Genomic DNA, 26,486 nt, shown 5'->3' on the forward strand with positions numbered 1-26,486 from the left:
GATTACATAATGGCAAATTTTAAATATGTAGAAACAATCACCACTTCACAGGACGTGTTGACAAAACTGAAAGAGGAAGTTACAGGGTTTAAGAGTTTCCCATTTGAATCCACTGCAGGCGAGTCTCAGGAACAAAATCTGTGGGAAGTATTTTACGAAGAAAAGGACAGTAGTGACCGTATTCAGGAACTTATTCTTCGCGGGATCATGACCATTGGAACACAAGCAACACCAATTACTAAACATTTCTATGTAAGTTTCATTAATCATGCTCTGGTACCACGCGTCGTTGCACCAGTTCCAGCCTATGAGGAGCATAGTACGTTGACTGTTCAGCTGCTTGAAGGATTGGAAGGCAGCGAACCAACTACACTACCAGTTACCACTCGCCCTACATTCAAGCTAACAGGACATCCGGTACTCTACCAATGGGCACTGGAAAACTATACACCAACGGATCGGAATAAAGAAAAACCTGTATACATGTATGTAAATGTCATGAACAATCGTTTGGCGATGGTTCTCGTTGCGGACCCAGCAGTAAACTTCCTTGATTACAAAAAATCCTTCCTGTATGCAGGTGCATTGAAACCGTTCAAATACAACCTGAATGACGTAGACGGAAACGTAATGCTGACAGCTGGAGCAGTAATCGAAGAACCAGATATCTCTCAGATTGCAACAACAGGAACGTATTACTACGGTCAATATACTTCTGCAGGTAACAACACACTTCAGATGTTGAAAACCAAATCAGGTATTGAATTCCAGCAGCACTATCCTTCCTTTATTACTCAAGCTCCACCGAAGGGGAAAGCTTATCAAGATCCGGAATTGGGGGATACGGGGTTGGAACTGGAGCCTCAAGGCTTCCAAGCGTCCAAATGGACATCCAAATATCACTTGTCTCCGATCTACGTGGTTCACCCTTACGAGGGCTACCGCGGTCAATTCGATAACTGCATCGCGGTGACGAAGCATAATATCCTTCACCTGGATGAGTTAATTATTGATGTGGAAGGCAAGTCTTGGGACCAAGAGGTGTATCGTTACTTTGATACCGATACGGCACAGAATTTTATGAATCTGTCTGCTAACCAACGCATGGGTGTGGCTATTCTGAAGGAAGTCCGTTATACGGCGTAAGTTAAACTGAATCAAAGCTGAGTCGTATAGATTCAGTGAGAGGGAACTTTCTGAGACTCCACTCAGGGGTTCCCTTTTTTTAGTTGGAAGGGGGCAGTGATGTGAGTCAAGTAGTCAACAAGTTTGATTTCACCGTTATAGATTACACGACAACTCAGTACGGTTACCTGTTTACAGTCGGAACTACAGGAAGCAGGCCTGAGGATTATCGATTTATATATATGCCTTACAGCCGGTATCCAAGTGTCCTGATGCTTGATTTCTACTTGGCAAGATCGATCTCACATGGGTTTAATCATCAACTTGTGGAAGCGATTCGCAAGGATCTGGAAGGAGAAGAACGATTTATTGTCCTAAGTGATGCTAAACAGGATAAAGAAGGACTTTTGCAAAGTTCGATGGAAGGATCGAGCTCAGCTACCAAGCAAGGCGATGTCATGGAATTTTCGTTCGAAATGGAGCGATCTGCGTTAATTGAAGCTTTGGAAATGGATCATCAAGACGAAGGCCACAGGCCCGGAGGATTAAAGGATTCATTCATTCATGAAAATATGTCAGAGGGCTGGCGCGTAGATAACGATAAAGAGTTAAAGATTGTCCGTAATTTGGGTCTAACTCGTAACTTTGTGAAGAATCTGGATAAGTTGGAGCCAGGAAAAATCAGTTTCAGGGTTAGTGAATTTGGGATGATTGCGGATTATGCAGATAGTGCGGAGCAAGATAGCAGCTCTGAACTGGAAATTAAGCAATGGATACACGCTGTTCGAAACGACAAACCGGATATGGATGTGGCAGAGGTTTTCGAGAAAGTGGAGAAAATCATTGGACGCCGGGCACAAAATGACTTTTTGCTAGAAGCCATTCAAGACCACTTCAGAAGTACAGAACTGGAGAGGAGTCTTCAGTCCAGGAAGGTAAGCAAACTAGATGTGGAATTTCTATATCGGGATCTGCTAGGTTTACGTGATGGTCATAAAGAAACATTTGCCGAACAAGCTGCCATGATGGGGAAAAGGGTAGATGATCATCAGCAGTTATCCATTCTATCGGATATGTCGACTGCTTATATTCGTCGCTTTCAGGAAATAAAGTATATGCATTTTGATCGGACATTGCCTTTAGCTCAAAGAATCTCTAACACATCCCAATTGACACTCATGCAAACACTAGGGACAGCTATGCGAGAAACAACGTTTGCTGGAACGACTACAGGCAAAATTGTTCAAGCAATCAGAGACATCGAAGAGAACATGTTTCTTTCACAACTGAATCAGGCTACGCGGGTAATCGAGAATGAAATGACAACTCATGAGAATGTACTTGCCAAACTGAAGGAACGTCAGTACCCCACTGTTCTGCATACCGAAATGAGAAGTACGCGAGAAGTCAACAAGCAACTTTACTTTCATGATGATCTCAGTCAAAGCAGCCGTGACCAACATCGAAATGCGTTAGTCTTTCGTCCGAGTGATACCCTTTGGCATCCGCTCCAAGCTCACAGAATTATAGACAAACATCCAGCAACTACAGCATCCGGTATCATTTTGGCATCCAGAGATATAGGGACTATTACGGATGTGGAAAGGCAATTTCCTTGGGCTGTTCGGGATCAAGCGGAAGATATGAACGTCATGGGTAATCTGACTACGGGGCAAAGAGTTTATTTGGAGAAAATGTATATTGAGCACGAGCGTCCTAAGGCACAACGGATTTATGTGGTTCATAGTGAGGTAGACCGTCATGCAGAACAGGCTTATCGTGAAAGTATGGAGCACGGTTTTGTTTTCAGAGATTTGCAGGAGAGCAGAAGGATCAGTAAGGTCCCTGGGTATGTGGAGAGAGAAAGTAGGCTGGGCAAACGAGTGACTGTAGAGGCTCTTGAAGTACTTAACAAGCAATCACTTGGTGAAAGGGAAAACAAATTAGACAGCTATATTGAGGATAACTTCCTTACTGCAAAAACAGAGAAAAAGAATTTGTACATCCCGAACAGCGAAGAAGGTGCAGAAAGAAAAGCATTCTTTGAAAGTTATACGGCTGGTTCAACAACGGCAGAAAGAGCGTTGGCTCATGATTTGTGGTTACCTGAGTCTGAGGACCATTTGGCTGACAAAGAATTATTACGTTCTACCATGCTCGAAAAGCTAAATTCGTATGGAAAGAATGACGAACAGAAGCATGTACATCTGACAGAGAAACCACTTGTATCACATAGAGATCGTAAAAAGTTACATCTGGAAACGATCCTGCAATCTATCCGAGAAAGTAGTCGACCAACCATGATTCGGGATGAGCTTTTGGACAAATTGGTTGGTGGAGGATGGTTGGGGAATAAAGCATACCCTGGATATTTGGACGAGGAATTTATCGTTGGGGAGATCTTGGAGAACAGCCCGGCAGTCATCTTGGAAATGATGATGGAAGCTGTGAATAATGCAGACGCTTCGGTTTATTTTGATGAACCGTTTTTGGCAGGGGTTAGAGAGCGGGTAGATGCGTTAATCGATTGTGGGATCTTAACAGCTGATAAAGAAGGAAGCAGATCAGGCATCATTTCCTTTAATTTCGAAGGTGCGAAGGAATCTCAGCTTGGTGATATAGGGACGGGACTCTCAGAAGCATCCAAAGATTTGAGCATAACAGTACTTGAAGATGAATCTCGATTGGCCGAACTCGACAGACGTAACTCCACACTAGAGACAGACGTTTTCGAGGGAGTGAAAGTAAAGGAAGATCAGCATGGCGAAATTACGGAAGTCATTTACGGCGCCGATTTTAATGCAAGACCGGCTATTATTGAGTTTGAAGATTCATTAGGTTATCTGAATCCTGGAGGGGGATTATTCCCTGATGACCCAGCGTATGAAGGAAGTCAGGTTGAACGCAGAGGACAAACCTTTGATGAGTACGGGATAGGCGCAAAATACAAACGGGACGGAATGGTTCTTGACCATGATGTCGTGAGTTCCAACATGAACCGTGAAAGCATAATTCATACCGAATTAAATATGGGCGGGGTTTCCCGCGAACGTTATGGAATGATTGATGATGAATACACCATGGGTGGTACAAACTTGCGCCAGATGCTTCTGAACAGCGAATATGCTATTGGAACGTCAAAGACTCGTGAGGGATACTCGTATGATCAACAACCTATGGCTACTAATCCAACAAGAGAAGGTTTAATCAGTGGTGAGTACTCTATAGGCACAGCCAAGATTAGACAGTTGTATTTGAATGAGAGCTATTCAATTGGCATGATTGAACCACGTCAGGCAGCTATTGATATCGATTACTCACTGGCGACTATGGAATGGAGATCAGCATTGCTCAGCGACGATTATTCCATAAGCAGCGCGAAATATCGAGATGGAGTAGCTGGGATTGGATATACGCTTGGTTCATCGTGGGCAAGAGAAAGTGCGATGGATATTGAGTTTAATGCAGGTATGCGTCAAGCATGGGAATCCACGTTGGTAAATATTACTCCTGAAGCGATTAGGGTAGAACGATATGGATCGGTGCAAGATGAGATATCTCTAGCCACTACTGTAATGAAATCTGTGAATCTTGACGATATGCTGACGGCTCATTCCATCATGCGCAAAGGACAATTGAACGTTGAAATCATTTCGGATAACATGAACAGATTATCCCTCATGCTTGAAGATAACCATTTTACAAGAATCGTGAAAGAGGCATCAGTCCACGAGATTGAGAGTGAAGTTGTCAAGTTACGCTTGAGTGAATTGCATGGTGAGGGTTGGTACGGTGGTAAAGGGTTCAGAGATACCAACTTGGTTGAACTGATCTATGATTCGATAAAGAGTACAAAGGATTCGGCACTGGATTATGATGTGATTCTTGCCTATAAGCATACTCATGATGTTTACCTTCATGAGACAACTGATAGCATTATTGAAAAGATTGCTAATCATGAAGAACAACTTATAGCGGATAAACCGCAATATGGTTACATGGACCTCACGCTACCACTAGGCGGTACAAATCTGAAATATGCAGATGTTCCAGTGGAATCCGTGGGTGGGACGGGGCTCAGTTATGGAGATATACCTGTAGAGATTGTTGGCGGAACGAATCTGAAATACAGTGATGTTCCGGTTGAGATTGTTGGTGGAACAAACTTGAAGTATGGAACAATAGAAATCGTGCTCTCAGCGGATAAACCTCAGTACGGCAATTTGGAGGAGAATCTGCTCGCTGACAAACCGCAATATGGATATTTGGAAGAGAACATGTATGGTCTGAAAAATGCCAAAGATTCCACTATTGATGTGCAAATTCATGCGTTTAAAAACGGTAAAGAAACTGATGTGACCCAAACGCTTGAGTTAAATAAAGAGGATAGATCAGCATTCTTGCATGACAATCTATTTGGGGTAAAAGCTGAAAGATGGGCTCATACCCATGAGACGATCAATGATGTAGTGAAGCTGCGAAATGGATCTTTGGATCAGGACATGTTCTACGGAAACAAGGAATTTAATGAATCCATTTTGGACATGGAACTTGTTGGCTTCCAATATAAACAGATAGACCTGATCCAAAGCGAATATGCTTACCTTAAAACGAGAGACGTTCATATTGAAGATAACTCGTTCATGAGCTCCAGAAGTTCTTATGACGCGTATAACCACCAATTGGATTCTGGAATGAACTTGTTAAGAAGCACGACTCTGGATTGGGAGCAATTCGCAGCGGGGAAAATGGATCGATATGGTCATTCACATGAAATGGAAAGTGGCGTTGGGGGTGAGCGAGCCGGTGAGCATTTTGATGGGATATATGGTACCACACTCCAGAGGTTTGCTTTCTCCAGTGAGGAGTTAAGTTACGGAAATAGTCTTCCATACACAAGTTACATTGTTAATGACGGCGAGAGCTTTGGCAGTAAGTTGATAGACCCGGGTTATCTTATTGAAGATGATTTTAAAGGGATAATTGAGGAACGTGAATCCAGTATAGAAAGAGAGTTGCCGACAGGTATAGCGAACGCCAGATTGTCTGAAATTGAGGATCCTGATTCTCTCATGGCTTCATTTGAAGAACGCTGTTCTCAAGTCATCACAGGTTTTATTTTCGCTGAAAGACCTGAGAAAAGAGCAGAGTATCTGGAACAGTTGCATGCGTTCCTTCCCGAGAGAACAGCTCATCTTATGGAAATGTATCACGAAGCTAAGATGGAACCGCGTGAGAGTTTCACACTGAATGATCATCCGGTGGCTGAACGTGAATCCGCTGATGCTTACATTCCGATGATGGACACCATGGCACAGGGTCTCATATTCGATTACTCGGAAGATCTGCTCGATCGAGGGATGGATCCTGAAGATTGGGAAGGGGGATTGGGTGTTCCAGAGGACTATGATCCGAATGATCCGTTTAATGTGTACTATCCGTATTCCAAGGATATGGATGCGCTGGAATTATCCCAGTCAGACGATTGGACTAAATTCGGTCAAGGCGATTGGGATTGGGATCAATTGCTTGGAAAGTTTTATTCCAAGGCAGATACGAAGGACATCAGTGGATGGTACCGCAATAATTTCCTGGCTGAGACGTATAAGTTCTCCATTGATTTCAAGGTGGATACAAGTACGGATGGGAATGGCGCAGGAATTATTTTCAAATACTTCGATGAAAATAATTATTGGATGTTTATGGTTCACGGAGGAGATAGCGATAACAGTCTGGATATGAGAACGCCGATGCAGCTATATAAAATCGTTGCTGGCAATCCAACTGCAGTGGGTTCTCCGATGCAACCCTTTAAGTGGGAGAAGGAAAAATGGTATACATTGTCCGTGTCGGTCATGAAAAATAAACTCCAGATCTACACAGATTCGAAATTGCAATATGATCTGACGGGCACCGATTAACTCGGTGCTCTTTTTGTCGTATAGAGAGATTGGGAGGTGATTGGTATGGGTCATACATTTGGTTTGTTCTCCAAGTCACAGAAAGGTGTATTGTTCGCGAATATGAGAGCGAAGATTGCGGACGAAAGTTACGGCAACCCCAATAACCCTGCGTATCTACCGCAGAGTCCCAATGCACCGAGGAGTGAAACGGACCGGCATGGCGAAGAAAATAATCCTATTCTGGGTGATCCAGGTTACGGTCAGATAGGACGATGGCAGACGGTTCAATTGGATGCACTGGAAAACAGTATTGATCAAATCATTGAGCAATATCTGAAAGATAAGTCGTGGTATGCGAGTGTACGATGCCGTGAAGCACTGTGGAATATGTATCGCAGGATTGAATGGTGGGTAGAACAACAGCAGCCTCCAGATAAAACACAATATCAGCGAGTACTGCAGATGATTAAAGATTGTATTCACAAGATTCTTGAAAATGCTCAGAAGCCTGGCGGTAGTCATCATGGTGTATCGTTGCCCGTTTGTCCGGCACCCTACTACCATCATTTTAGTGGGAATTACTTTAATCATTTTGATGCAACCGTATATGAGATTCCGCTCTTTTCAATGAAAAAGGACGTCCCGTTCTCGAATAAATTCCCTGATTTCTTCAGATATGTATCATCGACGGAGGATCAGGAATGGGTAGCTGTCCACTCCGTAGGCCGAAATGAACAATCTGGTTCAGAGATGATCTTAAAACTGGACTTAGGGCTTCTGGAGATTGGCAACTCATCCAAAATCACATTTAACTGGCGTGTGAAGCGTTATGGACAGATCAGGTTCAAGTACCTGGCTAGTGCCAAGCGCGGTAATGGCATGCTGTTCTATATTAATGGGCAGCAAGTTGGGGGCGAATGGAGCGAGAATAGCGGATGGCAAGAAGCTGCATTTACGTTGCAGCCAGGACAGATGTATAAGTTCGACTGGTTAATTCGCAAAATGAGACCTGAAGTATGGCAGAACAATGGCATTTATATCAAGGATATTGAAGTCGTTGAGATTGTGGATACACGTAAGCCGCCTGCACCAAAAGATTACGATCTGGATGGTGAGCATGTACATGAGTACGGTAATTGGGTAGTAAGATCCCCACAAAGTGTGGCACAAGCGCATTTTCAAGGTCAATTTATTGCAGATGATTTACGAAAGAAAACTATGATAATGGATTTGGACAACGAATGTAACGGAAGTATCTCATTTGCCTACAAAATGGGTGTGGATGAAGAGCCGTATCCCGATCATGATTATCAGTTGTTTTTTGATGATGAATTCGTTCAGCGGAGTCAACGCGGAGATGGAGATCATGGTAGTTATGCTCGATCCTTGCATGGTGTGGAGTGGATACTGAATGGAGAATATTCAGAAACGGAAACCGACCTAGCCAAGATTGAGTATGAAATTGTTGCAGGGCATGATACGACCATTGACCTGAAAGGGGTAGTTGAGGTCATTTGTCCCCCTCAAGAAATTGATCACTGGGAGCCCAGTCTTTATGGACAAGGGATTGGGAATTATCAATGGACAATGTCGGGAATTCCCAGTTGGATTCGTCACAATGATACATTGCGTCTGGATGAACCAAAGCAAGGTGATATGATTGCCCAAACAGAGGTGACTCTAGATGATGATGGTTGGTTTTTATTCAGTTACTCTCATCAATTGAGGACTACTGAAGCGTTCGAGGTAACAGTCAACGGCATGTTAGAACATTATACAACCATGCAAAGTCACGGAGATCAGATACGAATCCCTTTGGAGGCTGGTATTAATCTAATACAGTTTTATATTCGAGATCGCTTGACCGAAGAACCACTCATACATGAGATAGATAAACCGTTCACCTATGGAAACAACACCGGCAATACATATCGTACCTTATCTCCGCTAGGCTCATATGTTGATGTGACAAGGAACTGGGATGTTACGGATGCTGGTGCAAGGACAGAACAACATGGAGATACGATTACGTATAAGGCGGAGTTGAACCCTGGTGCCAAGTTTAGTGTAAAAGAGCATATGCGTATATATCCGGCAATGGACGCCGGATATAATCCTGTCACAGGAGCTTCAAGAGATGAGAACGTGTTTAAAGAGATATTTAATGACGAAGGCAACTATGATGAGGCATTGAGGTTCATAGGGAGTTGGGATTGGAAAGAAGTTGTAGTCGGAGATGGCGTGATGTGGGCCCAAGGTCATGATCAGGATTTCATATGCGAGTTTGAAGCACAGTTAGACAACTCAGGATATATCTGCTGGCAGTATGGAGGGGAATTTGACACCGGCGAGAAACTGGAACTTCAAATTGATGGTGTTTCAGTCTGGACCGGGAGTCAATCCAATGGAGACTATGGAACAAATTGTATGTATCCATTACCATCGGGGAGTCACAGTTTCCGCTGGATTTACCGGGATGGTAAGGCGTATGCACCAGGTAATGGTAGTACGGGCGGAGCAGAAAATGGATCAGCAAATTCCGGAGGGAATGGTACCAGTAATGATCAATCAGGTATAGCAGTTAAAAGTCCTTTTGGAGAAGAGTGTTATCCAGCTTCGTTCAAGAATCATGACATTCAATACGGGCAAAAGCTTTATTCAGGTAAGTCTGATCGTAATGCTTTGTGGAAGGCTTATAATCAGGGACAGGTCTTCTCAGGATCTGGTGGAGCATATGCGATAGGTGTTACGAACAATAAAGCCATTAAACGAGATTTTGTTGTTTCTGACGTTGGGACGATTCAATTCTCGGAATATCTCACTGTATACCCGGTTCAAAAGTTAAAGGTATATGGATTAAGAACGCTTAAAGATTCTACTTTCAAAGCAGAAGCAGGAATAAAAGAGCCGGGTAAAAATTTAAATTATTACTCAATAGATGTCCGTAATACCAGACCAGGTAATAAAGATTCAGATTTTGGAAGTGAACACACCAGAAAAGTTTACGTTGAATTTTATTGTAATGGAAGCTTTGAAATCAGTTTCGATTATATGTGTTATCTATTTGATGGAGATGAGAAAGCCAGATTTCGTGTCCAGTATTACAAAGGTACACAAGTAGAGGCGAAACAAGGTGTAGTCATCTTAGATAAGAAGAAAAATTTAGGGTACAACCAAGGAATAATTAACTACAAATCTATTACTGATAAGCAGTGGAAGGATGCAATACCTTTTAACAAAAAAGTGACTGTTAAGGAGCCGGGTACTTATACCTTGTGTATTGGACTTACGGATACCTTGAAAGACGAAGATGAAGATTCAAAAGGGATTCCTTATCATGCATCCATTAAGAACCTTCAAATTCGAACTGAAGATCCTAACGGTAAAAACGGAGATAAACTAGTTAATTACTCTATTTATGATAATAAAACCTATGTGGATGTTGAGTTGACAAATACTAAGACTGGGGCAAAAAGCCTTCTTAGAAAATTGAAAGTAGAAGCAGGTAACCAAACAGGTGAAAGCATCCAAATTCCAACTAACCTAGAACCAGGAACTAAATATACCATTACATACACACTCCATAAAAATAAGGACTCATCTAACGCCACGGGTCTTGATGCTGGTGGTTTCACCCTTAGTAATGGGAGCTTTACAGAGACCTGGGGCGCTTATTGCACTGATGCGAAGGGGGGGATATATCTAAAGGATAAATCTCCCCATCCAGGAGAAGATTCATGGAATCCACCTGGCCCAGATACGGCTGCGCCAGATGGTGGCAGTCATGTCTGGCTCGACGTTATTCGATTGTACGAGAATAGAGATAGGGCTTGTCGAGGAACCAAAATTGTCATTGAAACTTATGAGGACGGTCAACTATTAATTCCACCACGAGAAGTAACAACTGAAGAGGACCAGATCATCTCTATTGAAGTGGAAAATACCTCAAATCAGAAAAAAAATTACGAGGTTCGTGTTCGATTCGAGCGAGGATGCCCGGGAGATGGCGCCATGATCTGGGGAGGGAAACTGAATATTGATGATATTATCAAAGTTGAACCATCCTGGGCTGAGGTGACTCACTTTGAAGTTTGGAATAACAAACCGATCTGGATGGGCGGCTGCGATATCAGTAATATGCGCGTAAAAATTACACGTGAGGACGGAAAAGTGTTATGGGATGAAAAGTATTACGGGGATGGGTATCGTGGCTTCGAACTGAATGATCTGGCTCCCAAGCCATATAGCAAGTATAAGGTGGAGATTACAACAGATCAGAAGGGGCAAATTAGCGATTGGACAGGAAAACGATATCTGACCACCTTCCGGGTGCATGACTTCAAAACCTACGAAAGATGGGTGTGGGTACCTGAACCGTTTGATTGTCAGCTGGATTTCTTCATTGACAATGAGCTGATCAAAACATTCACCCATGAGGGTGGATACTATACATTTTCACATCCAGTGCCCAAGGGCAAACATGAATTCAAATGGGTGTTCACCTCGCTTCAGGAAGTGGGTACGCGTAGTTACGAATACGCTAATCTAGATTGGATGGAACTGACCAACTGGATCTGTGATGACGTCTATGTCATTCCTTACTGCGAAGGTGGTGGGGGAGACAAGTGTGTTGAAGCACTGATTAAATGTTTGCTGGAAGTTTGGAAAGCAAGGCCTAAGATGTGTGTAATCGGTAAACGCATCTGGTTATTTACGTAAAGAAAGGAGGATCTGTATGGGTGTTGCGAGACTGAAAGAGTCAGGCAGGATTTATGAGGATGCGTTCCTAAGCTCCAACCTGGATTCCAAATGGGAAGTACTCCCTAACGATGCTACTCGCTATGAAGCGGGTAGTGGCAGCCTGGTGCTCAAACATGGTCAAGATCCACTGTATATGTTCTATAAACCTCTGACGGATATGAAGCAATTCGTCATGGATGTGAAGAATAGTTACAATCCCGATACAGAGGGATGCTACGGTGGAGTTATCGTGTTTGTAGACGAACATAATTACATGGAGATTGAAGAGTTTTTGGATATGTCCTTGCCAAAGCCTTTGCTGAAGACTTATCCGTGGATACGATTGATTCGAGATTATAACTATTATACGGCGTATTGGTCAGATGATGGCTTGATTTGGAACATCATTGGTTCTGTAGAACTGGTGGGAGCTCCTAAGATTGGTCTCTATCTGAAGGGTGAAGGAGATCACCCCATGCATGTTCAGTATATTCGAATTAACAAAGGAACATCTATTGCCGTAGACAATCTAACCAAAGGAACTGTGGTTGATCTAATCGATCAGAAGGGTGTTGTGCTTGAGTCCAGGGTATGCCGATCTGAAGAAACGGTTGTACATTTTAACATGGATCCATATCCATATCCGTTTGAGGGCAATTTCGGGATTAGGCTTCCGGATGGAAATCGGTTTCAGGCCATGGACTCTATAAAGTTATACAGGGGAGACCTAATGTATTTTGAGGTTACCCCAGATTTATATTACAAAGAGTCGAATCCTGAAACAGGAGAAGATTTCGATGTGCTTCTTTATCCTAACACGGATCGGTTTCTAGGCTATTTAACCGCAGGTGGTTCTGCTACACAAGAAGTTCGAATGTTTGCCAAGAACCCCATGATATCAGGAGACTTTAAAAATGTAACCTTTGCGCTCACAAGCGGGACGGATAAAGTGCAGATTGCGCCTGATGTTGAAGGCATTCCTGGGTCCTTCAGTTACTCGATCACCGCGTTTACTATTTTGCCAGGAGCGTCCTATCCGTTCTGGCTCCGAATGGAAAGAGAAGAATCTCAAGACAGGTATGCTTCCCAGGTCAAATTTTCGCTACAGATGTATTCGACATACATATGACTTAATCGAATTGGAGTAATTACGTATAGATCATGTAAGGCATGAATGGAGGTGGTCAAATGTCAGTAAGAATTAACCAGTCTCATCGATCATCCGCCAAGAGCCATAAGGAATTGAGGGATATTGGGGCGCATACGCATGATGAGATTGATGCCTATCTTGCAGAGTTGGATGAAGCTAGAGGGTCTGCACTCAGTCTAGGTGACCGAATCACGCGCGTAGAAGAGTCTGCAAGCGATAGCCGAGATGCTGTTAAAGATCATGATCAGAGACTAGGCGATGTTGAGACTAAGGTTATCTCAAACAGCTCACGACTGGATGATGTTCAGCAGGATATTCTGACGGCAAGAGCAGATGTCAATACCCTTTCCAAGGGCCAGGATGACCATGAGAAGAGGTTGAGCCTCGCTGAGACGGAAATAAAAGAAGCACGTGGAGCAGAGGCATCCATAGATCATCGATTTGACACGTTGGAGAAAGCGATTGAAGTTGTAGCGAAGCAACCCATTCAGGATCTCAGTGTTATTAACCCCACGTATCTAGATACAAATAACAGTGTTCAAGTTACGATTAATGCAGGACGAGCCAGTATCAACAAGATTATTGTAGATCAGTTTACTCAGACATTCAGCATCCCGGACATTGTGGCAAACACAACATATTATATTTTCCTTCATGAAAATGGGGAGTACTCTTATAGTTCAGATCAAAAAGAGCCCAAGGATGCCATGATCATTGGTGGACTCGATGTCGGAGTTTCTCCAACAACTTCACTTACGGCTTTGGATTTCAGGTATTTCTTAACAAAGGGTTCTATTGAAAATGACATGTCTGTATTGGGAGTTCGTGTAGATGATCTGGAAAAAACCGTTGGTGAGCAGACCGCAACAATTGCTTCACATCATACGGCGATCGAAGCGATGGAAGCCCAATTAGAAGCAACTGCTGAAGAAGTTGTGGTTTCAAGAGAAGATAAAAACGGAGTCGTCTATGATGCTCTCAAGGACAGACTCGACAACATGCAGAGTCGTCTTGAACTCGCTGAGAGTCGAGGCACCATGGAGCATCAATCCGTATTTCATTTCACTTCTGCTCCTAACAGCAGGTTGTCGACGACTAGGGATTTTCAAGTGCCCAGATATGTGATTGGTTCGAATTCCGCAGAGGTATTTCTGGATGGAATACGCATGGATGCAGGAGACGATTACATTGAATATAACGATACGCTTATACGGTTTACTTTTGATGTGCCTAAGGAAGCCAGAGTAACAGTCATTGGTCGAGGGTCTATTATTAACACCACTTCGGTAACCGAATATACCTACTATCCAGATGGGAAAGTACATACCGAGAAGATTGATGGAGGAATTAACCGTATCATTGAGCACTTCTATAGCCCGGATGGAAATCTAGAACGACAGGAAGTTACCGAGAGTAACGGGCAGATCAAGTCTATTGAGTATCAGCGTGACATTACGGGTAAAGTACTGCGCGAAATCAACAACGGTGCAGAGTATTATGTGCTTCAAGGTGGTGCTACCTTCGATGACACGGACATCCGGAGGAGGCTTGTCTTTCTTGAAGGAAGTACACTTGAGCTCGATGTCGTGTATAACTACTTCTCCAATGGTGACATCGAGTCAGAAGAAGTGTTCTCTGTGGACTTGACTCCGCAGCTATTAAAGAAAACATCGTTTACCTACAATGCCGATGGTTCCGTTAAGACTGAGACCATGATCTATGACGGCCAGGGAGTGCAGAAGGCATTTGAATACGATGCTAGTGGTAACATCAAACAAGTAAAAATCAGAAAGGTTGTGATTTGACGTGACGAGGACCGTGCAGGATGTGAAGTTTGCACTACATACGATTATGGATAAATTAGTGGGCAATCACTTAGAGCCATTCAGTACAGAGGAAATTGAAATCCTGATCTTTGCTTTTGAAAGCAATATCCTGTTTGATAATGTGGCTCATAAGTTTCTGCCTTCACTAAAAGGGTTACCTGAAATTTATGAGGCTGCTAGTAGTGGTGTGGAATCAGAGGATGGAGCTGAGGATAAAGAGCAGTCTTATCAAGAGAATCTCATAACAGAGAGAAGCGACATGGTGAAATCAATTCTGTTAACCGTACTTAAAGAGAACATCTTTCACGAAATGAAAATCCGATTTGGTGCCTAAGGAGGTGAGGTAGTTGGCTGAAAATATTTTATTAGGTGCCCTGCGTCGGTATGAGTTTTACTCGTACTGTTCAACGTTTATTAAGACCCTGTACGACACAGTAACACAGGATTTGTATGGCGATGTCCACTGGGAGTGGTCTTATAGTAACAATAATAACTACGCACAGCCCAAATCCTGGAATACAAGTCTAAATAGTATCGCCAATCAAGGAACAATAACGGCAAAAAATAATAATGATCCTAATATTTTTTTTACAATTTCAATGAATTCTTCCAGTTATACATATGCTAGTGATAATAGTCGTGGAGCGTACTCTAAGAATTATGTTCTAAGAACTGGTTTAAGAAATAATGGATCTACAATATTACCCGATTTATATACTAATCTTGGAGCAGTCACCGAAATCCCTTTTCATACAATGGACTACAACTCTGTTTATGCTAATGAATACCAACGTGTAAACACCGCAGTTAATGTCTACTGGAAGTGGAGTCTATTTATCACAGAGAACTATATATTTCTCTTTGGTGAACCTCAGACAAACTTAAATCTAGCATATCCATTCCGTATGTATCTTGGAAGAGTAAAACCATTCGAAGAAGAAGATCCTTTGATTGCTAACGATAACGTCGGTATTTTCTCTCATTTTCCGCACGGTTTAATCGATAACGATGATGAACTTAAATATCGAACAGGGCGCGGTTACATGCGTTCTTCACGTAATGGAACGCCAAATGCATTATATCACTTTGCAACGAGTTCACAAGTACCTTCACCCGGTTTAGGAGGGAGATTTTTCATCTCACCATTTTACGTCTGGCATGAAACAGAAGGTGCCAGAGGTGAATTTCAAGGTATAAGAACTGCGGTACTCAAGGATGCCAGTAAGTATCCCGATGGATCAATCTTGGATTTGGGCGATGAAAGATATTATGTCTTCCATGCATTCGACCAAGCTCATCCTGCTACGAATCAGCAGTTTTATGCAACAAACGGTACCGCGTATGCAGGTCAACCCTACTTCTTCGATTCAGCGTTACTCCTCGGTGGCGGGCAGCGGGTGCTGCTTTTCGAAATTGAGAAGGAGGTGTAGCGCATGACCATGATTCGCAGACACGAGTTTACCAGTACGCTAAGCTTATTTACTTCAACACTTGTTAACACATTGAAAGATGCGCTCGATCCTTACTGGGATACGGTACATACTGCCGAAACAACCTATGCCAACTGGGGAAATGCGCTGCTTACCAATAAAAAAAATACATCCATGCGATTTACCATGTGTGTGATTGCACACGCCAGGGGCGTCAATATTCGCTGGGGACTGAAGAACCTGGGAAGCAATGTGGCATCACCAGATCTATTCGTCAATCCACCAGTGGACACAGATAAATTCATGACGGAAACGCCATTTTTGTGTCATAACGTGCAGTACAATGTGAACTATAAGTGGTCAGTAATTTCGAATGAGGATATCCTTTTTATTCACGGAGAGAGTCTGAACTACCCGGAACGAGCTTATCCCGTACGAATATTCCTAGGTAAATGCCAGCCACTAGAGCAAGAAGACCCGGCGATTGCCAATAAATTTTATGGCGTTTTCCCACATATGCCTTTATTCGCTTCGGATAACAACACATCAGACCAATATGATACGCCCAGAGGTGTCGTTATGACTTCCCGGAATGGAACGGAGTATGCACTGTACAATTTTGGAACTGAGTCGATTCCTTCTCCAGGTGTGGGTTCCAGATACTATGTTACGCCTTTCATGGTCTATCATCCATCTGAAGGAGCTAGGGGTGAATTCAAGGGTATGCGTTCCATTGTTTTTAAAAACAGTGCCCAGCACCCCGATGGATCAATTCTGGATCTTGGCAATGATGGCAAGTACTACGTGTTTCATGTGGTAGACCAGGATTATCCGAATACAGATTATGGACGTTATTACTACAATTCGAACCTAGCTCCTGTGTATTCAAGGCCGAAGTTTTTCCATGGTGCCAGACTGCTTGGTGGCGGGCAAAGAGCGTTACTTTTCCAAATATAGGAGGTGTTTAAGAGGAATGGCTACTTTCACAGGCAAAGTTAAGATGAATGAATTATTCGCGAATATTGTTCAAGGTTTTAAAACGATTGCGGGATCTCCCTGGTCCATTTTTTACGAGACAGCGAGTGTGATCGTGCTGAAATCGGTGGGCACAACGGGTTCTGATAAACTGTTCTTCAGACTTGAGGTTGGAAACACGAAGGAAACTACGGGAAACAAATTGACCGTGAGTGTGGCTGAAGATGTGATGGCAACAGATGGTAGTATTCCTTTGGGCAGAGCCGAAGTGAAAAAGGACTTTCTATGTCATACGAGTGCGGTTGATACGAATCTATTAATCGATTACCAAGTTTCAGTTCAACCAAACCGTATTATTATTTACTTGCAGGGGGATGTGAATTCGGTCACCGGTATATCCAATCTGGGTTACTTCGGAATTCTGAACAGATATGCCACAGAGACAGATTCCTCGAGTTTGAGTGTTGGCCTCAGCTACAACGGGGATAATGGTATCCGGACGTTGCGTGATAAAGATAAACAGATGGTGAATAACATTTATGATGCTTACTCTGCCATGCTTCCTGTTAATCCAGGGTGGGGGTCCCTTTATCATCTTGCTCCGGTTATTATGTGTAATGGTGTGGAAGGCCCTAGAGGCGAGCTTATTGATATCTATGCGGTACCTTCTGCCGGAGTTTCCCATGGAGATGAGATCAAAGTGGGCACTAAAACATATAAGGTATACTCACTGTCGATTGGTGGACAGAGCTTCTTATCAGGCGCTACGGTTGCTGTCCTGATGAATTAAGGTGGTGATGGACATGGCTATACATCAAGGGAAAGTTGTAGGGACCGCCGAGAGCGGTTCTCTCTATACCCAGAGTAAGGCGGCAGTTCTCCATGGCATTGGATACGATCTTGATGCTGTTCCGGTTACCATTGAAGGTAAGGAAATAGTCTATTCATTAGGAACGTTATCCACTACGGCTGAATTAATTGACATCTACCGTTGGGGTACATGGAGGATGCTGGACAACCATAATGATCAATTGATTGGATACGTTACGGATAAGTATATTTATGGGCCACGAACCAGAGTGGGAATTCCTAATGAAAAAAATATGATACTGAAGCATCAATTTTTGACCCAATCCAGTGGAGCAGGTTTAATTCGAGACACCATAAGAGGCCTAAAAACAAAACAAAATTTTGCGGGGCTTGATTGGTGCATTAAGGTCAAAATTCCTGTCCAGCAAGCGGGGTTAGTGGGGAAAACGTGGGGGGATTGGTCTTACAGCGGAAGTGGTAACACATCTGGCAATCATCTTCGTCCACGACGGTATCCGGATACGCATATTCCTAGAAGGAGGGAAGACTCTTGAACAGGACATGGAAACTGATGGAGGAGATGAGAAAAGTGCTATTGCCGGTATCGTTTGCCCAAAGAGTAGAGTATGTTGCCGGTGGGGCGAAGGCAATGATTGATATTCCCATGGAACATCCTCGATTCATGATCAAAACGATTAGGGTCATTCCGTCCAGAGAAACGAATGTGGAAGTTCATATATTGAACAGTGCGGGTCCACATCCAGAGGTTCTCTACTTCAACAATGCCCAATACTCGACGGGGAATTTTATGGAAGGGATTTACGATATGATCGATTTGCCATATGAGGACGTAGATGGGACTTCAACACTTCACTTGTCGTTAAAAAATCTGGGTACAGATGTAGCCCACTTCGATATCGAGGTCGTTGGATTGACTACGAGGTAGGAGGAGGAGGACCACCACATGGATATTGTTTCATTCAGCAAAGCTGCCAAAGTAGAACGTGAAGTTAAACAAGCCAGGGATTCTTATGCCTCACTTGATGGCAGACTGGACGCAGTGTCAGTAGGAAACGTGGTCTCGGTCAGACTCAAAACTGAACTGCCAACCTTAGGTGAAGCAGGAAGATTGTATCTGGTACGCCAAGACTCAAGCAATCAAAATGAATCAACGACCTATACATACAGCGGTGGGAAATATGTAAAGGTGGGTGGTGATCGAGTTTCAAACCATCCCGAGAATGGAATCATTAATCTTAATGGTTCCAAAACGGTGATCTATACTCATCCGGATACACACAGTGCAGACATGTTAACAGATGGAAGTTATAACGTTATCATGACTCTGAACGAACGTGAAAAGTTGTCCAGCATCGAGCTTGAGGCCAATCATTACAAACATCCTGACACACACAGTGCCGATATGATCAGCGATGGAGAAACGCATGTGAGTATGACCTGGGCTGAACGAAAACGCCTCAATGTCATTGATCCGTGGGAATCGATCAGCGATTTGGTAGATTATACGGATGTAGTTACATATTTTGCTTTTGACATGCAGGGAAGAGTTATTCGACAAGTCGTTACAGACAACTACACCGAGCAGCTGGTCAGAGAACCTGTACTGATCATGCCAGCTTCTCCAGAAGGTTATGCACAAGATGAATCTTTCATGGTCACTTCCATTGGTGAAATTTACCGATATGACGGTGTGGACTTCGTGCAGCTTCCTACTTTGGTTGATGTCATCTATCAGTATGATGATGAGGGAAGAATGGTGGCAAAGTCCATCACCAGGATGGGAACAACACCTGTTCAAACCAACTTCCAATATATATATGATTCATACGGCAATCGTATAGCGGTTAAGAAATACTAATACGGAAGGATAGCATGTGCTGTCCTTTTTTCTTTTAACAACGAAATAGTTTGTGTATCCCACATCTACATATGAAGATTAGCATTAACACTTATTTGGATAAGACGTATAGAGAAAGTAGTATGAAAACGTAATTATTCCGGGAGGTAGTATACGATGAATATTGAACTTACTGCTCATTTCTATTTCAAGGGAAGTGGGAAGAAAAAGACGGTGAACTGGATAGAAGATAATCCTAGATTACAACAGAAAGAGAAAGATTCGGATAAGATCGTACGCGAAATCCCGTTAACTGCGGATGAGGTTAAGCAAGAATATCGCCGACTATTCACCAAACACAAGAACGAGGGAAAATCGATCACGTTGGAAGATACAGACGATGTGGTTCATATCATTGATCTTACCGATGTGCGAAATATTGAATTGACCTCTAAGGAGGGGAATACAGATGCTTTACAGGCTGACCTTTGCACTGAATGATGAGGAAATTGTCACTACCGAGATGACCTCCGATAAGGAGGATCTGGTTGGAGCAACGGAAAAAGCGTTCGATTTGATCGAAAGAGACTATGGTGCCAATGTCATTTTGAACCTGGTTGCGTTTAGCCTGCTCAAAATAGAGCTCACCAATGAAATGATAAATTAAGCGTATAAGCTAACTAATGTTAGCTTTTCAGCACTAACTGCTATTTTATTTGAATAATTATAAAATATAGTTAATAAAGTGATATACCCCAAGCCTAGTTCTGGGGTCTATTCCTTTTTCATGAAAAGTTGATAGTGAATTGATTTAATGCATCCATTGAAACTTGTCTTGTACAAGCAGTTTTGATTAAACTAGGTTGAATTCATATGTTCAGGGGCAGTAGAAGGGGTCAGGATGATTGGCAAGGAGGGATGGGACATTGAGATAAAAGACTTGGAAAGAGAGCTCGCAAAGTTGGCATCCAGAATAAGAAAAGATTTTACTGAACGCGGGCCGGTAGATACCAGAGTCTCTATCATGAATCATTTTATCATCTTAAAGTTTACAGCAAAATTCACCAAGCCTGAAGCGTTTATGCTGGAACATATGCAATCACACTCAAGTCAAATTTTCGCCGAATACAAGATGAAGCTAGCACATATGATGAGAGAAGATTTCAACCCCGTTTTCTCCTATATCAACATGGGTCTGAAGATCGAAGACATCGAAACAACATTTTTTGGCCATGATTTTGCAGAGCAGATTACAGTCTTCAAGATGAACAAGGATGTTGAAGTACTGCTGAAAAATGATGAGATTAAGATGCCTTAAGACCTATGAACTAACGTTTGAATACTGGACAGGTTCTTAGGAACTAATTTTTGTTGTTGACAATATCCTACATATTTCCTTATACTACCCTTATGGCGATCGAATAGATTAATAATCTTGACGAAGCCTATAACCTTGTTAAAGAACTTGAAGGCCATATCTTCGGTAATTGGGACGAAATAGATGTCAGACCAAGACCGACACATTCCACCATTTTGGTATTTTCCAGTGGTGCGCTCTGTGTTGGTCTTTTTGTTTGTAAAAAATGCTGCTTTACCTTTCACCGTATACTTCGTATATAGTCAGTAAAAGACATATAAGCGAACGAAATAAATAAATGTTGCGAACATTAGTTCGTATTTGTTATTCTGAATGTAATAGGATGGGAATAGGGAGGCGGATCAAAGGGAGATTTCTTGATCGTTTGTATGTAATTAGGCTTATTAGCTTCAATTCTGTGTAAATAAGACTACATAAGGTATATGAGATTTCGGGAGCAATAGCGGGAATATAGAGTAAGATCATGCTGGATAGCGACTAGATTGTGAAGAAAGAATACGAACTACTAATAATTAAATAGTTAATGGGGGAAATGTATAATGCCTGCTACAACTGCTATGGGTTTTGATGATTTATTTGAGATTGGGGATATAGACATGTTCCTGAATAAAGCTCAGGAGAAGTGTCGTCACAAGCTTAGAGGTAAAACGTTTGCCGGGATGGAGAAAGAAGATGTGACCCAGGAGATTATGATCAAATTAGTTAAATCCCTGGACAAGTATGATGCAGAAAAAGCCAAAATGTCGACGTTTGTTGATCATCTTATCGAAAATAAAATCAAGGACATGTACCGCAAGTGCATGTCTGAGAAAAATCTCAGTGTGGTTAACGCTGTACAGATCATGTGTACGGATCAGGGTGGTGGCGATGAATCGGAAGGCTCAGATATCGCATTAGCGCTTGGTCATGCTGGGTTTGCTTATGAGAATTTTGAGTTTGTAACAGATATTATGGAAAATATGAGACTGAACGAACGTGAGAAACAAATCTTTAAGCTTCGGACTTCGGGGTATGAATTTGTAGAGATTGCAGGAATGCTAGGTGTATCCAAGGCACGTATATCCCAGTTATGGAAAGCGATTCGTGAGAAATACGAAGCATTGTAGTCATAAGTGGCAATTAATAGCCTAAGTTTGATGAAGATAGATCAGTAACCTACATAGAACAGAGAGAGCACCCTTAACTGGGTGCTTTTTTATGTCGTATAGAGTGATTAGTACAGAAAGGAAGGCGGAACAAGATGCTTAGTGTGGTGGTTTTAGGATTTTCTGTGGAACGTCTAGAGGGGTATTCGGATATCGCTTGGGCAAGTCATGATTCTTCGACAGCTTCTGATTTAAGCAACAGGGAGTATGCCTTGATCATTGAGAAAGTAGTGGTACAGGCTGATGCCGTCTTGGTTAATTTGGATATGGATCATTTGACCTCTACTGATATTGTGATCATGCATCATGCTTATATACATAAAAAGCCGATCTTGGTTGTGGGTTTCAGGCCATTGGAGCCTGTCATTGAAGACTTTGTCTCCAAACGAGTGGCTGATCTGGACGTGGCTGTACACCATATGCGGACGAACTATATGGTCCTAAGCAGCGGAACCAATACTTCATCTGCGGCTCCAATTTAACTGCTGCTCCTATAACACGTATAGAGAATGTAAGGGCAAGAATATTCGCGAGACTTTAACTAATGGAGGAATAATTCAATGACACATGTGATCAAAGCAAAAGAAGATAAATTAACGGAAGAAATCGTAGCCAGTATGATTGGAAAGTATATCCACGCGCCGACCAATATGCATGAAATCCAGACGCCAACCGGCGCAACAACCCAGGCCAACGTATGGTTTGCTGGCAGTGTAGCGGGTTACGAAAAAGCCGTTATTGGATTCAACTACGAAGAGGGTACCTTCCATGAAGAACCACAAACATTTTATAACGTTCATTTAACGGATGGTATGGGGTACATTCTGACAAGTGCTTATGAATTGGAGATTCATGAACTGACCGAAGAGGAGTTTAATCAACTCATTGAAGAGAAAAAGGAAGAGGAACAAGACTCATCTGGTGAAGAGCAATGAAGGTGTTAAACTACGCCTCGGATTTAGCTGTAAAAACGTTTGTGTCCGCTAGCGCTGCAGGTGTGGAAGAATTAATCAACGCATGGATGTTATCCAAGCCACACACGTTCGTTACCGGACTGGAGTTTACCTCCACCGTTGAACCATCCAGCAGCACGTTGGAATTTGCGGCAATCATCGTATATCAACCAAGTGAACAAGACCAATCCTAACGTTGTATGAGATTATTCCTTCTATAATATAGAGGCTTTCAGTAAGGAGGTGGGCGAATCTGTTGCTCACTTTAGAAAGAGTAATAGGTATTGTTATTGCTGTTGTGGTATTGGCTTCGCAATACGGGAGTCTATCAGCATTAGGAAATTACAAACCGATCGGCGAAGAAGCGCTTGACTCCAAGAGATTAAAGGAAGTAACACAAGAAGAGCAGATAAAGCCAGTAAAACCAATGAAGCAAGAAAAACAAGAGAAGCAAGAAAAGCAGGGAAAACAAGTTAAAGATGCATCGGTTGCTCCTGCGCAAATACAAATGACTGATATGCTTGAGCAGTATATAGAACTCCATCATGAGAAAACAGTGAGCCGGGCAAAGCTGCTGAAGTATGTGAGGTGGGTAGTTCAATATTCGAAGGATACGGATATCGATTCCGTCTGGATTCTGGCTATGATGTGGCAAGAGAGCCGGATGTTAGAGGAAAGTGTATCATCTCATGGAGCGATTGGTTTACTTCAGATTCTTCCAAGCACAGCGGAATCGTTTGGAGTGAGTAAACAGGAGCTACATCAGCCTGAAACGAATATTAGGACAAGCATTATATACTTGGAATATCTTATGGATAAGTACGACGGAAATCTTCGTACGGCAACCATTGCGTACAATCAGGGAGAAGGAAACGTAGCTAAGGGAAAGGCTCGCTCCTGGTACTACAATCAAGTGAAGGAGCACCATAAAAAATTGCTTGAAATAATCAAAAAAGGACAATAAACATCAGTTAACAATAGAATTTGAATACTATAGTATAGTTTATCAATTTTACATAGGGAGATCCAAATGGGAAAATTTCCAGAACATATTAGTACGAATTTGCAGGTAGATAAGAAGCACTACACAATGGATGAAGTAGAAAATATTGAACGTTGTAAGCTCGATGAGCATTTCCTCGGGGATTGTATTTTGGTCAATGAGAACTTGATTTGGCATTCTGTTCATAAGTATATTGGAAAGCCCGAAATGATTATTAAGAATCATTGTGTAGAGAAGGATGATATTCTTCAACTGGGCCGTCTGGGATTCATCAAAGCGATTAGGGCATTTGATACGGGGCGTGGCGTGAAATTTAGTTCGTTTGCTGTCACTGCGATTGTCAGAGAGATCCGATGTTTTCTAAGAGATAGCGCAAGCATTATTCGTCCAACTCGCACAGCTACGGAATTAATCAACCGAATCAATCGACTTGAGCACGATATGGGCTACCTGCCACCAGCACATGAAATCGCGTTGCTGCTGGATGAGGAGGAAGATAAGGTCAACAAAGCACTTCAGGTGGGTAAAGGTGTGAAGTACCTGGATGAGCCTGTAGGTGCTGATGATCAACAAACTCAATCCGTGACTTTGATGGATACTATCTATAGTGGGGAGAACATTGAAGAAGGTATTCTGGACAAGTTATACGTTGATGCGGTTATTGATTCAGTCAAGCGCAAGCTTAGTGAGAAAGAAGTGACTGTACTCAAGCATCGTGTAGAAGGATTTAATCAAACTCAGACAGCAGATATGGAAGACATTAGCCAGATGAGGGTCTCTAGAATTATGCGAAAAGTAGCTAAAATGCTGGATAAAAAGGATCAGGCATGATTTTTGCCTCAGCCCTTCATATCTTATATAACGTCTCATAGATAACGTCCCTCCCGCATCCCAGCGTGAGGGATTTTTTGCTGTTTTTGCCCGATGGGACATACTCCAAGTTGTCCGGACATAAGATAGTACAAGATTCCAAGTGACCCGGAGGAATGAATTGATGCGAAAAATAACGAAAGTTCTTGCATGCATGCTTATCCCTGTCTTCTTGCTGTCTTCATTAGGGGTTACTCAAGCCCAGGCAACAATTCAAGGTCCGTCTACACATGCGCAAAGCGCTGCTCTCATTGATGTCACATCAGGCCGGATCTTATACAGCAAGGATGGGGATAAGGAACTGCGGATTGCCAGCTTGACCAAAATCATGACGGCGATTGTAGCGATCGAACACAGCAAGCTGGATGAGAAAGTGAAAGTGACTCCCACGGCTTTTGCCAAAGAAGGATCGTCTCTCTATCTGAAGTTAGGTGAAGAGATGACGCTTGAAAACATGTTGTACGGGCTAATGCTCCGTTCAGGCAATGACGCTGCCTCTGCGATCGCAGAACATGTCGGTGGATCGGAAGAAGGCTTTGTCCTGTTAATGAACAAAAAAGCGGAGCAAATCGGCCTGACCCATTCCCATTTTATGAACCCTCATGGACTGGATGCAGAAGGTCACTATTCTACAGCTAATGACTTGGCCCGATTAACGGCATATGCGTTGCACAATCCGGTGTTCAAACGCATCGTAGCCACGGAGGACAAATCCGCACCGAACCCCAATGAAAGCTGGGAATACTCCTGGCACAACAAAAATAAAATGCTGCGAATGTATGAAGGTGCAGATGGCGTTAAAACCGGCTACACAAAGAAAGCTTTCAGATGTTTGGTCAGCTCCGCTACACGTAATGGACAGCAGCTCGCCGCAGTAACGCTGAACGACGGAAACGATTGGAACGATCATGCACGGATGCTAGATTTCGGGTTTGAGTACTTCCCGTTGGTAGAGGTCGCAAAGCAAGAGCAGCCTGTGCAGAATACAGATGTTGTTACGGGCCGGGGATTCTGGTACCCACTGGCTAAAAGTGAAGAAGGCTCATTGACCAAGAAATTGATACTACACGAAAATCGAGGACAGTCGGAAACGGATGGCAAGGAACAATCGACAGATCCTTCGTTCGGATTGGCAGGTCGCATTGATATGCAACTTGACGGCAAACTTGTTGGCTCAATTCCGGTGTATCGCAAAGGCAGTTATATTCCTCCTGAACCGAAGACAGAAGATGCAACGCTGGGTGGAATCGGAGACGCTTCTTCTTGGGCAGCTGCATGGCGTGCCGTGTTAAGCCACCTGTTGTCTCCGTAGCTAAATCG

22 protein-coding genes are annotated in these 26,486 nt (G+C 42.9%); all 22 read left to right on the forward strand.

The window, feature by feature from the left end:
* The first annotated feature begins 9 nt into the window (after positions 1-9).
* Positions 10-1,146 (forward strand): hypothetical protein, encoded by a 1,137-nt coding sequence (locus tag IFU39_RS00565; RefSeq protein ID WP_036607790.1) that lies wholly within the window; start codon positions 10-12, stop codon positions 1,144-1,146.
* 101 nt (positions 1,147-1,247) lie between these two features.
* On the forward strand, positions 1,248-7,046 hold the full coding sequence (locus tag IFU39_RS00570) for a hypothetical protein (RefSeq protein WP_192130981.1): 5,799 nt from the start codon (positions 1,248-1,250) through the stop codon (positions 7,044-7,046).
* A 45-nt stretch (positions 7,047-7,091) separates the two neighbouring features.
* Positions 7,092-11,747 carry a hypothetical protein gene (locus tag IFU39_RS00575; protein ID WP_192130983.1) on the forward strand — a complete coding sequence of 1,552 codons (4,656 nt, stop codon included), beginning with the start codon at positions 7,092-7,094 and terminating at the stop codon, positions 11,745-11,747.
* A gap of 16 nt (positions 11,748-11,763) precedes the next feature.
* On the forward strand, positions 11,764-12,897 hold the full coding sequence (locus IFU39_RS00580) for a hypothetical protein (RefSeq protein WP_192130985.1): 1,134 nt from the start codon (positions 11,764-11,766) through the stop codon (positions 12,895-12,897).
* Positions 12,898-12,956: 59 nt separating this feature from the next.
* Positions 12,957-14,723, forward strand: a complete 1,767-nt coding sequence (locus IFU39_RS00585; protein WP_192130986.1) for a hypothetical protein — start codon at positions 12,957-12,959, stop codon at positions 14,721-14,723.
* A gap of 46 nt (positions 14,724-14,769) precedes the next feature.
* Positions 14,770-15,078, forward strand: a complete 309-nt coding sequence (locus IFU39_RS00590; RefSeq protein WP_146117054.1) for a hypothetical protein — start codon at positions 14,770-14,772, stop codon at positions 15,076-15,078.
* 13 nt (positions 15,079-15,091) lie between these two features.
* Complete coding sequence (locus IFU39_RS00595; protein WP_192130989.1) at positions 15,092-16,174, forward strand: hypothetical protein; 1,083 nt, start codon at positions 15,092-15,094, stop codon at positions 16,172-16,174.
* Positions 16,175-16,177: 3 nt separating this feature from the next.
* The gene (locus IFU39_RS00600) at positions 16,178-17,131 is read left to right on the forward strand and encodes a hypothetical protein (protein ID WP_192130991.1); all 954 of its coding nucleotides are present in this window, start codon (positions 16,178-16,180) and stop codon (positions 17,129-17,131) included.
* A 16-nt stretch (positions 17,132-17,147) separates the two neighbouring features.
* Positions 17,148-17,939 carry a hypothetical protein gene (locus tag IFU39_RS00605; RefSeq protein ID WP_192130992.1) on the forward strand — a complete coding sequence of 264 codons (792 nt, stop codon included), beginning with the start codon at positions 17,148-17,150 and terminating at the stop codon, positions 17,937-17,939.
* A 13-nt stretch (positions 17,940-17,952) separates the two neighbouring features.
* Entirely contained in the window at positions 17,953-18,513 is a 561-nt protein-coding gene (locus IFU39_RS00610) for a hypothetical protein (RefSeq protein ID WP_105599458.1), read from the forward strand.
* Positions 18,510-18,905, forward strand: coding sequence for a hypothetical protein (locus IFU39_RS00615; RefSeq protein WP_192130995.1), 396 nt, complete (start codon positions 18,510-18,512; stop codon positions 18,903-18,905). Before IFU39_RS00610 ends, IFU39_RS00615 begins: the two co-directional genes overlap by 4 nt.
* A gap of 18 nt (positions 18,906-18,923) precedes the next feature.
* Positions 18,924-19,838, forward strand: a complete 915-nt coding sequence (locus IFU39_RS00620) for a hypothetical protein (RefSeq protein ID WP_192130997.1) — start codon at positions 18,924-18,926, stop codon at positions 19,836-19,838.
* Between the two features lie 156 nt (positions 19,839-19,994).
* Complete coding sequence (locus tag IFU39_RS00625; RefSeq protein WP_105599452.1) at positions 19,995-20,318, forward strand: hypothetical protein; 324 nt, start codon at positions 19,995-19,997, stop codon at positions 20,316-20,318.
* The gene (locus tag IFU39_RS00630; RefSeq protein WP_192130999.1) at positions 20,287-20,484 is read left to right on the forward strand and encodes a hypothetical protein; all 198 of its coding nucleotides are present in this window, start codon (positions 20,287-20,289) and stop codon (positions 20,482-20,484) included. The genes IFU39_RS00625 and IFU39_RS00630 overlap by 32 nt, the downstream gene beginning before the upstream one ends.
* A gap of 234 nt (positions 20,485-20,718) precedes the next feature.
* Positions 20,719-21,135, forward strand: coding sequence for a Na-translocating system protein MpsC family protein (locus IFU39_RS00635; protein ID WP_105599449.1), 417 nt, complete (start codon positions 20,719-20,721; stop codon positions 21,133-21,135).
* Between the two features lie 599 nt (positions 21,136-21,734).
* A complete protein-coding gene (locus tag IFU39_RS00640) occupies positions 21,735-22,301 on the forward strand; it encodes a sigma-70 family RNA polymerase sigma factor (protein ID WP_105599445.1) in 567 nt (188 codons plus the stop codon).
* Positions 22,302-22,447: 146 nt separating this feature from the next.
* Positions 22,448-22,822 (forward strand): hypothetical protein, encoded by a 375-nt coding sequence (locus IFU39_RS00645; RefSeq protein ID WP_192131001.1) that lies wholly within the window; start codon positions 22,448-22,450, stop codon positions 22,820-22,822.
* A 78-nt stretch (positions 22,823-22,900) separates the two neighbouring features.
* On the forward strand, positions 22,901-23,275 hold the full coding sequence (locus tag IFU39_RS00650; RefSeq protein ID WP_105599442.1) for a hypothetical protein: 375 nt from the start codon (positions 22,901-22,903) through the stop codon (positions 23,273-23,275).
* A complete protein-coding gene (locus IFU39_RS00655) occupies positions 23,272-23,487 on the forward strand; it encodes a hypothetical protein (protein WP_105599440.1) in 216 nt (71 codons plus the stop codon). The genes IFU39_RS00650 and IFU39_RS00655 overlap by 4 nt, the downstream gene beginning before the upstream one ends.
* 62 nt (positions 23,488-23,549) lie before the next feature.
* Positions 23,550-24,257, forward strand: coding sequence for a lytic transglycosylase domain-containing protein (locus tag IFU39_RS00660; RefSeq protein ID WP_192131003.1), 708 nt, complete (start codon positions 23,550-23,552; stop codon positions 24,255-24,257).
* Between the two features lie 66 nt (positions 24,258-24,323).
* Positions 24,324-25,127, forward strand: a complete 804-nt coding sequence (locus IFU39_RS00665; RefSeq protein WP_105599437.1) for a sigma-70 family RNA polymerase sigma factor — start codon at positions 24,324-24,326, stop codon at positions 25,125-25,127.
* A 163-nt stretch (positions 25,128-25,290) separates the two neighbouring features.
* On the forward strand, positions 25,291-26,478 hold the full coding sequence (locus IFU39_RS00670) for a D-alanyl-D-alanine carboxypeptidase family protein (protein WP_192131005.1): 1,188 nt from the start codon (positions 25,291-25,293) through the stop codon (positions 26,476-26,478).
* Positions 26,479-26,486: the final 8 nt, after the last annotated feature.

Origin of the sequence: Paenibacillus sp. CFBP 13594 (assembly GCF_014842675.1) — a bacterium.
Taxonomy (GTDB): Bacteria; Bacillota; Bacilli; order Paenibacillales; family Paenibacillaceae; genus Paenibacillus; species Paenibacillus amylolyticus_B.

Coding starts and splice junctions, on each gene's coding strand:
- IFU39_RS00580 (WP_192130985.1), top strand. CDS start 11,764: ATGGGTGTTGCGAGACTGAAAGAGTCAGGCAGGATTTATGAGGATGCG.
- IFU39_RS00565 (WP_036607790.1), top strand. CDS start 10: ATGGCAAATTTTAAATATGTAGAAACAATCACCACTTCACAGGACGTG.
- IFU39_RS00655 (WP_105599440.1), top strand. CDS start 23,272: ATGAAGGTGTTAAACTACGCCTCGGATTTAGCTGTAAAAACGTTTGTG.
- IFU39_RS00665 (WP_105599437.1), top strand. CDS start 24,324: ATGGGAAAATTTCCAGAACATATTAGTACGAATTTGCAGGTAGATAAG.
- IFU39_RS00600 (WP_192130991.1), top strand. CDS start 16,178: ATGACCATGATTCGCAGACACGAGTTTACCAGTACGCTAAGCTTATTT.
- IFU39_RS00620 (WP_192130997.1), top strand. CDS start 18,924: ATGGATATTGTTTCATTCAGCAAAGCTGCCAAAGTAGAACGTGAAGTT.
- IFU39_RS00610 (WP_105599458.1), top strand. CDS start 17,953: ATGGCTATACATCAAGGGAAAGTTGTAGGGACCGCCGAGAGCGGTTCT.
- IFU39_RS00575 (WP_192130983.1), top strand. CDS start 7,092: ATGGGTCATACATTTGGTTTGTTCTCCAAGTCACAGAAAGGTGTATTG.
- IFU39_RS00670 (WP_192131005.1), top strand. CDS start 25,291: ATGCGAAAAATAACGAAAGTTCTTGCATGCATGCTTATCCCTGTCTTC.
- IFU39_RS00590 (WP_146117054.1), top strand. CDS start 14,770: ATGGATAAATTAGTGGGCAATCACTTAGAGCCATTCAGTACAGAGGAA.
- IFU39_RS00585 (WP_192130986.1), top strand. CDS start 12,957: ATGTCAGTAAGAATTAACCAGTCTCATCGATCATCCGCCAAGAGCCAT.
- IFU39_RS00650 (WP_105599442.1), top strand. CDS start 22,901: ATGACACATGTGATCAAAGCAAAAGAAGATAAATTAACGGAAGAAATC.
- IFU39_RS00640 (WP_105599445.1), top strand. CDS start 21,735: ATGCCTGCTACAACTGCTATGGGTTTTGATGATTTATTTGAGATTGGG.
- IFU39_RS00605 (WP_192130992.1), top strand. CDS start 17,148: ATGGCTACTTTCACAGGCAAAGTTAAGATGAATGAATTATTCGCGAAT.
- IFU39_RS00630 (WP_192130999.1), top strand. CDS start 20,287: ATGCTTTACAGGCTGACCTTTGCACTGAATGATGAGGAAATTGTCACT.
- IFU39_RS00625 (WP_105599452.1), top strand. CDS start 19,995: ATGAATATTGAACTTACTGCTCATTTCTATTTCAAGGGAAGTGGGAAG.
- IFU39_RS00635 (WP_105599449.1), top strand. CDS start 20,719: ATGATTGGCAAGGAGGGATGGGACATTGAGATAAAAGACTTGGAAAGA.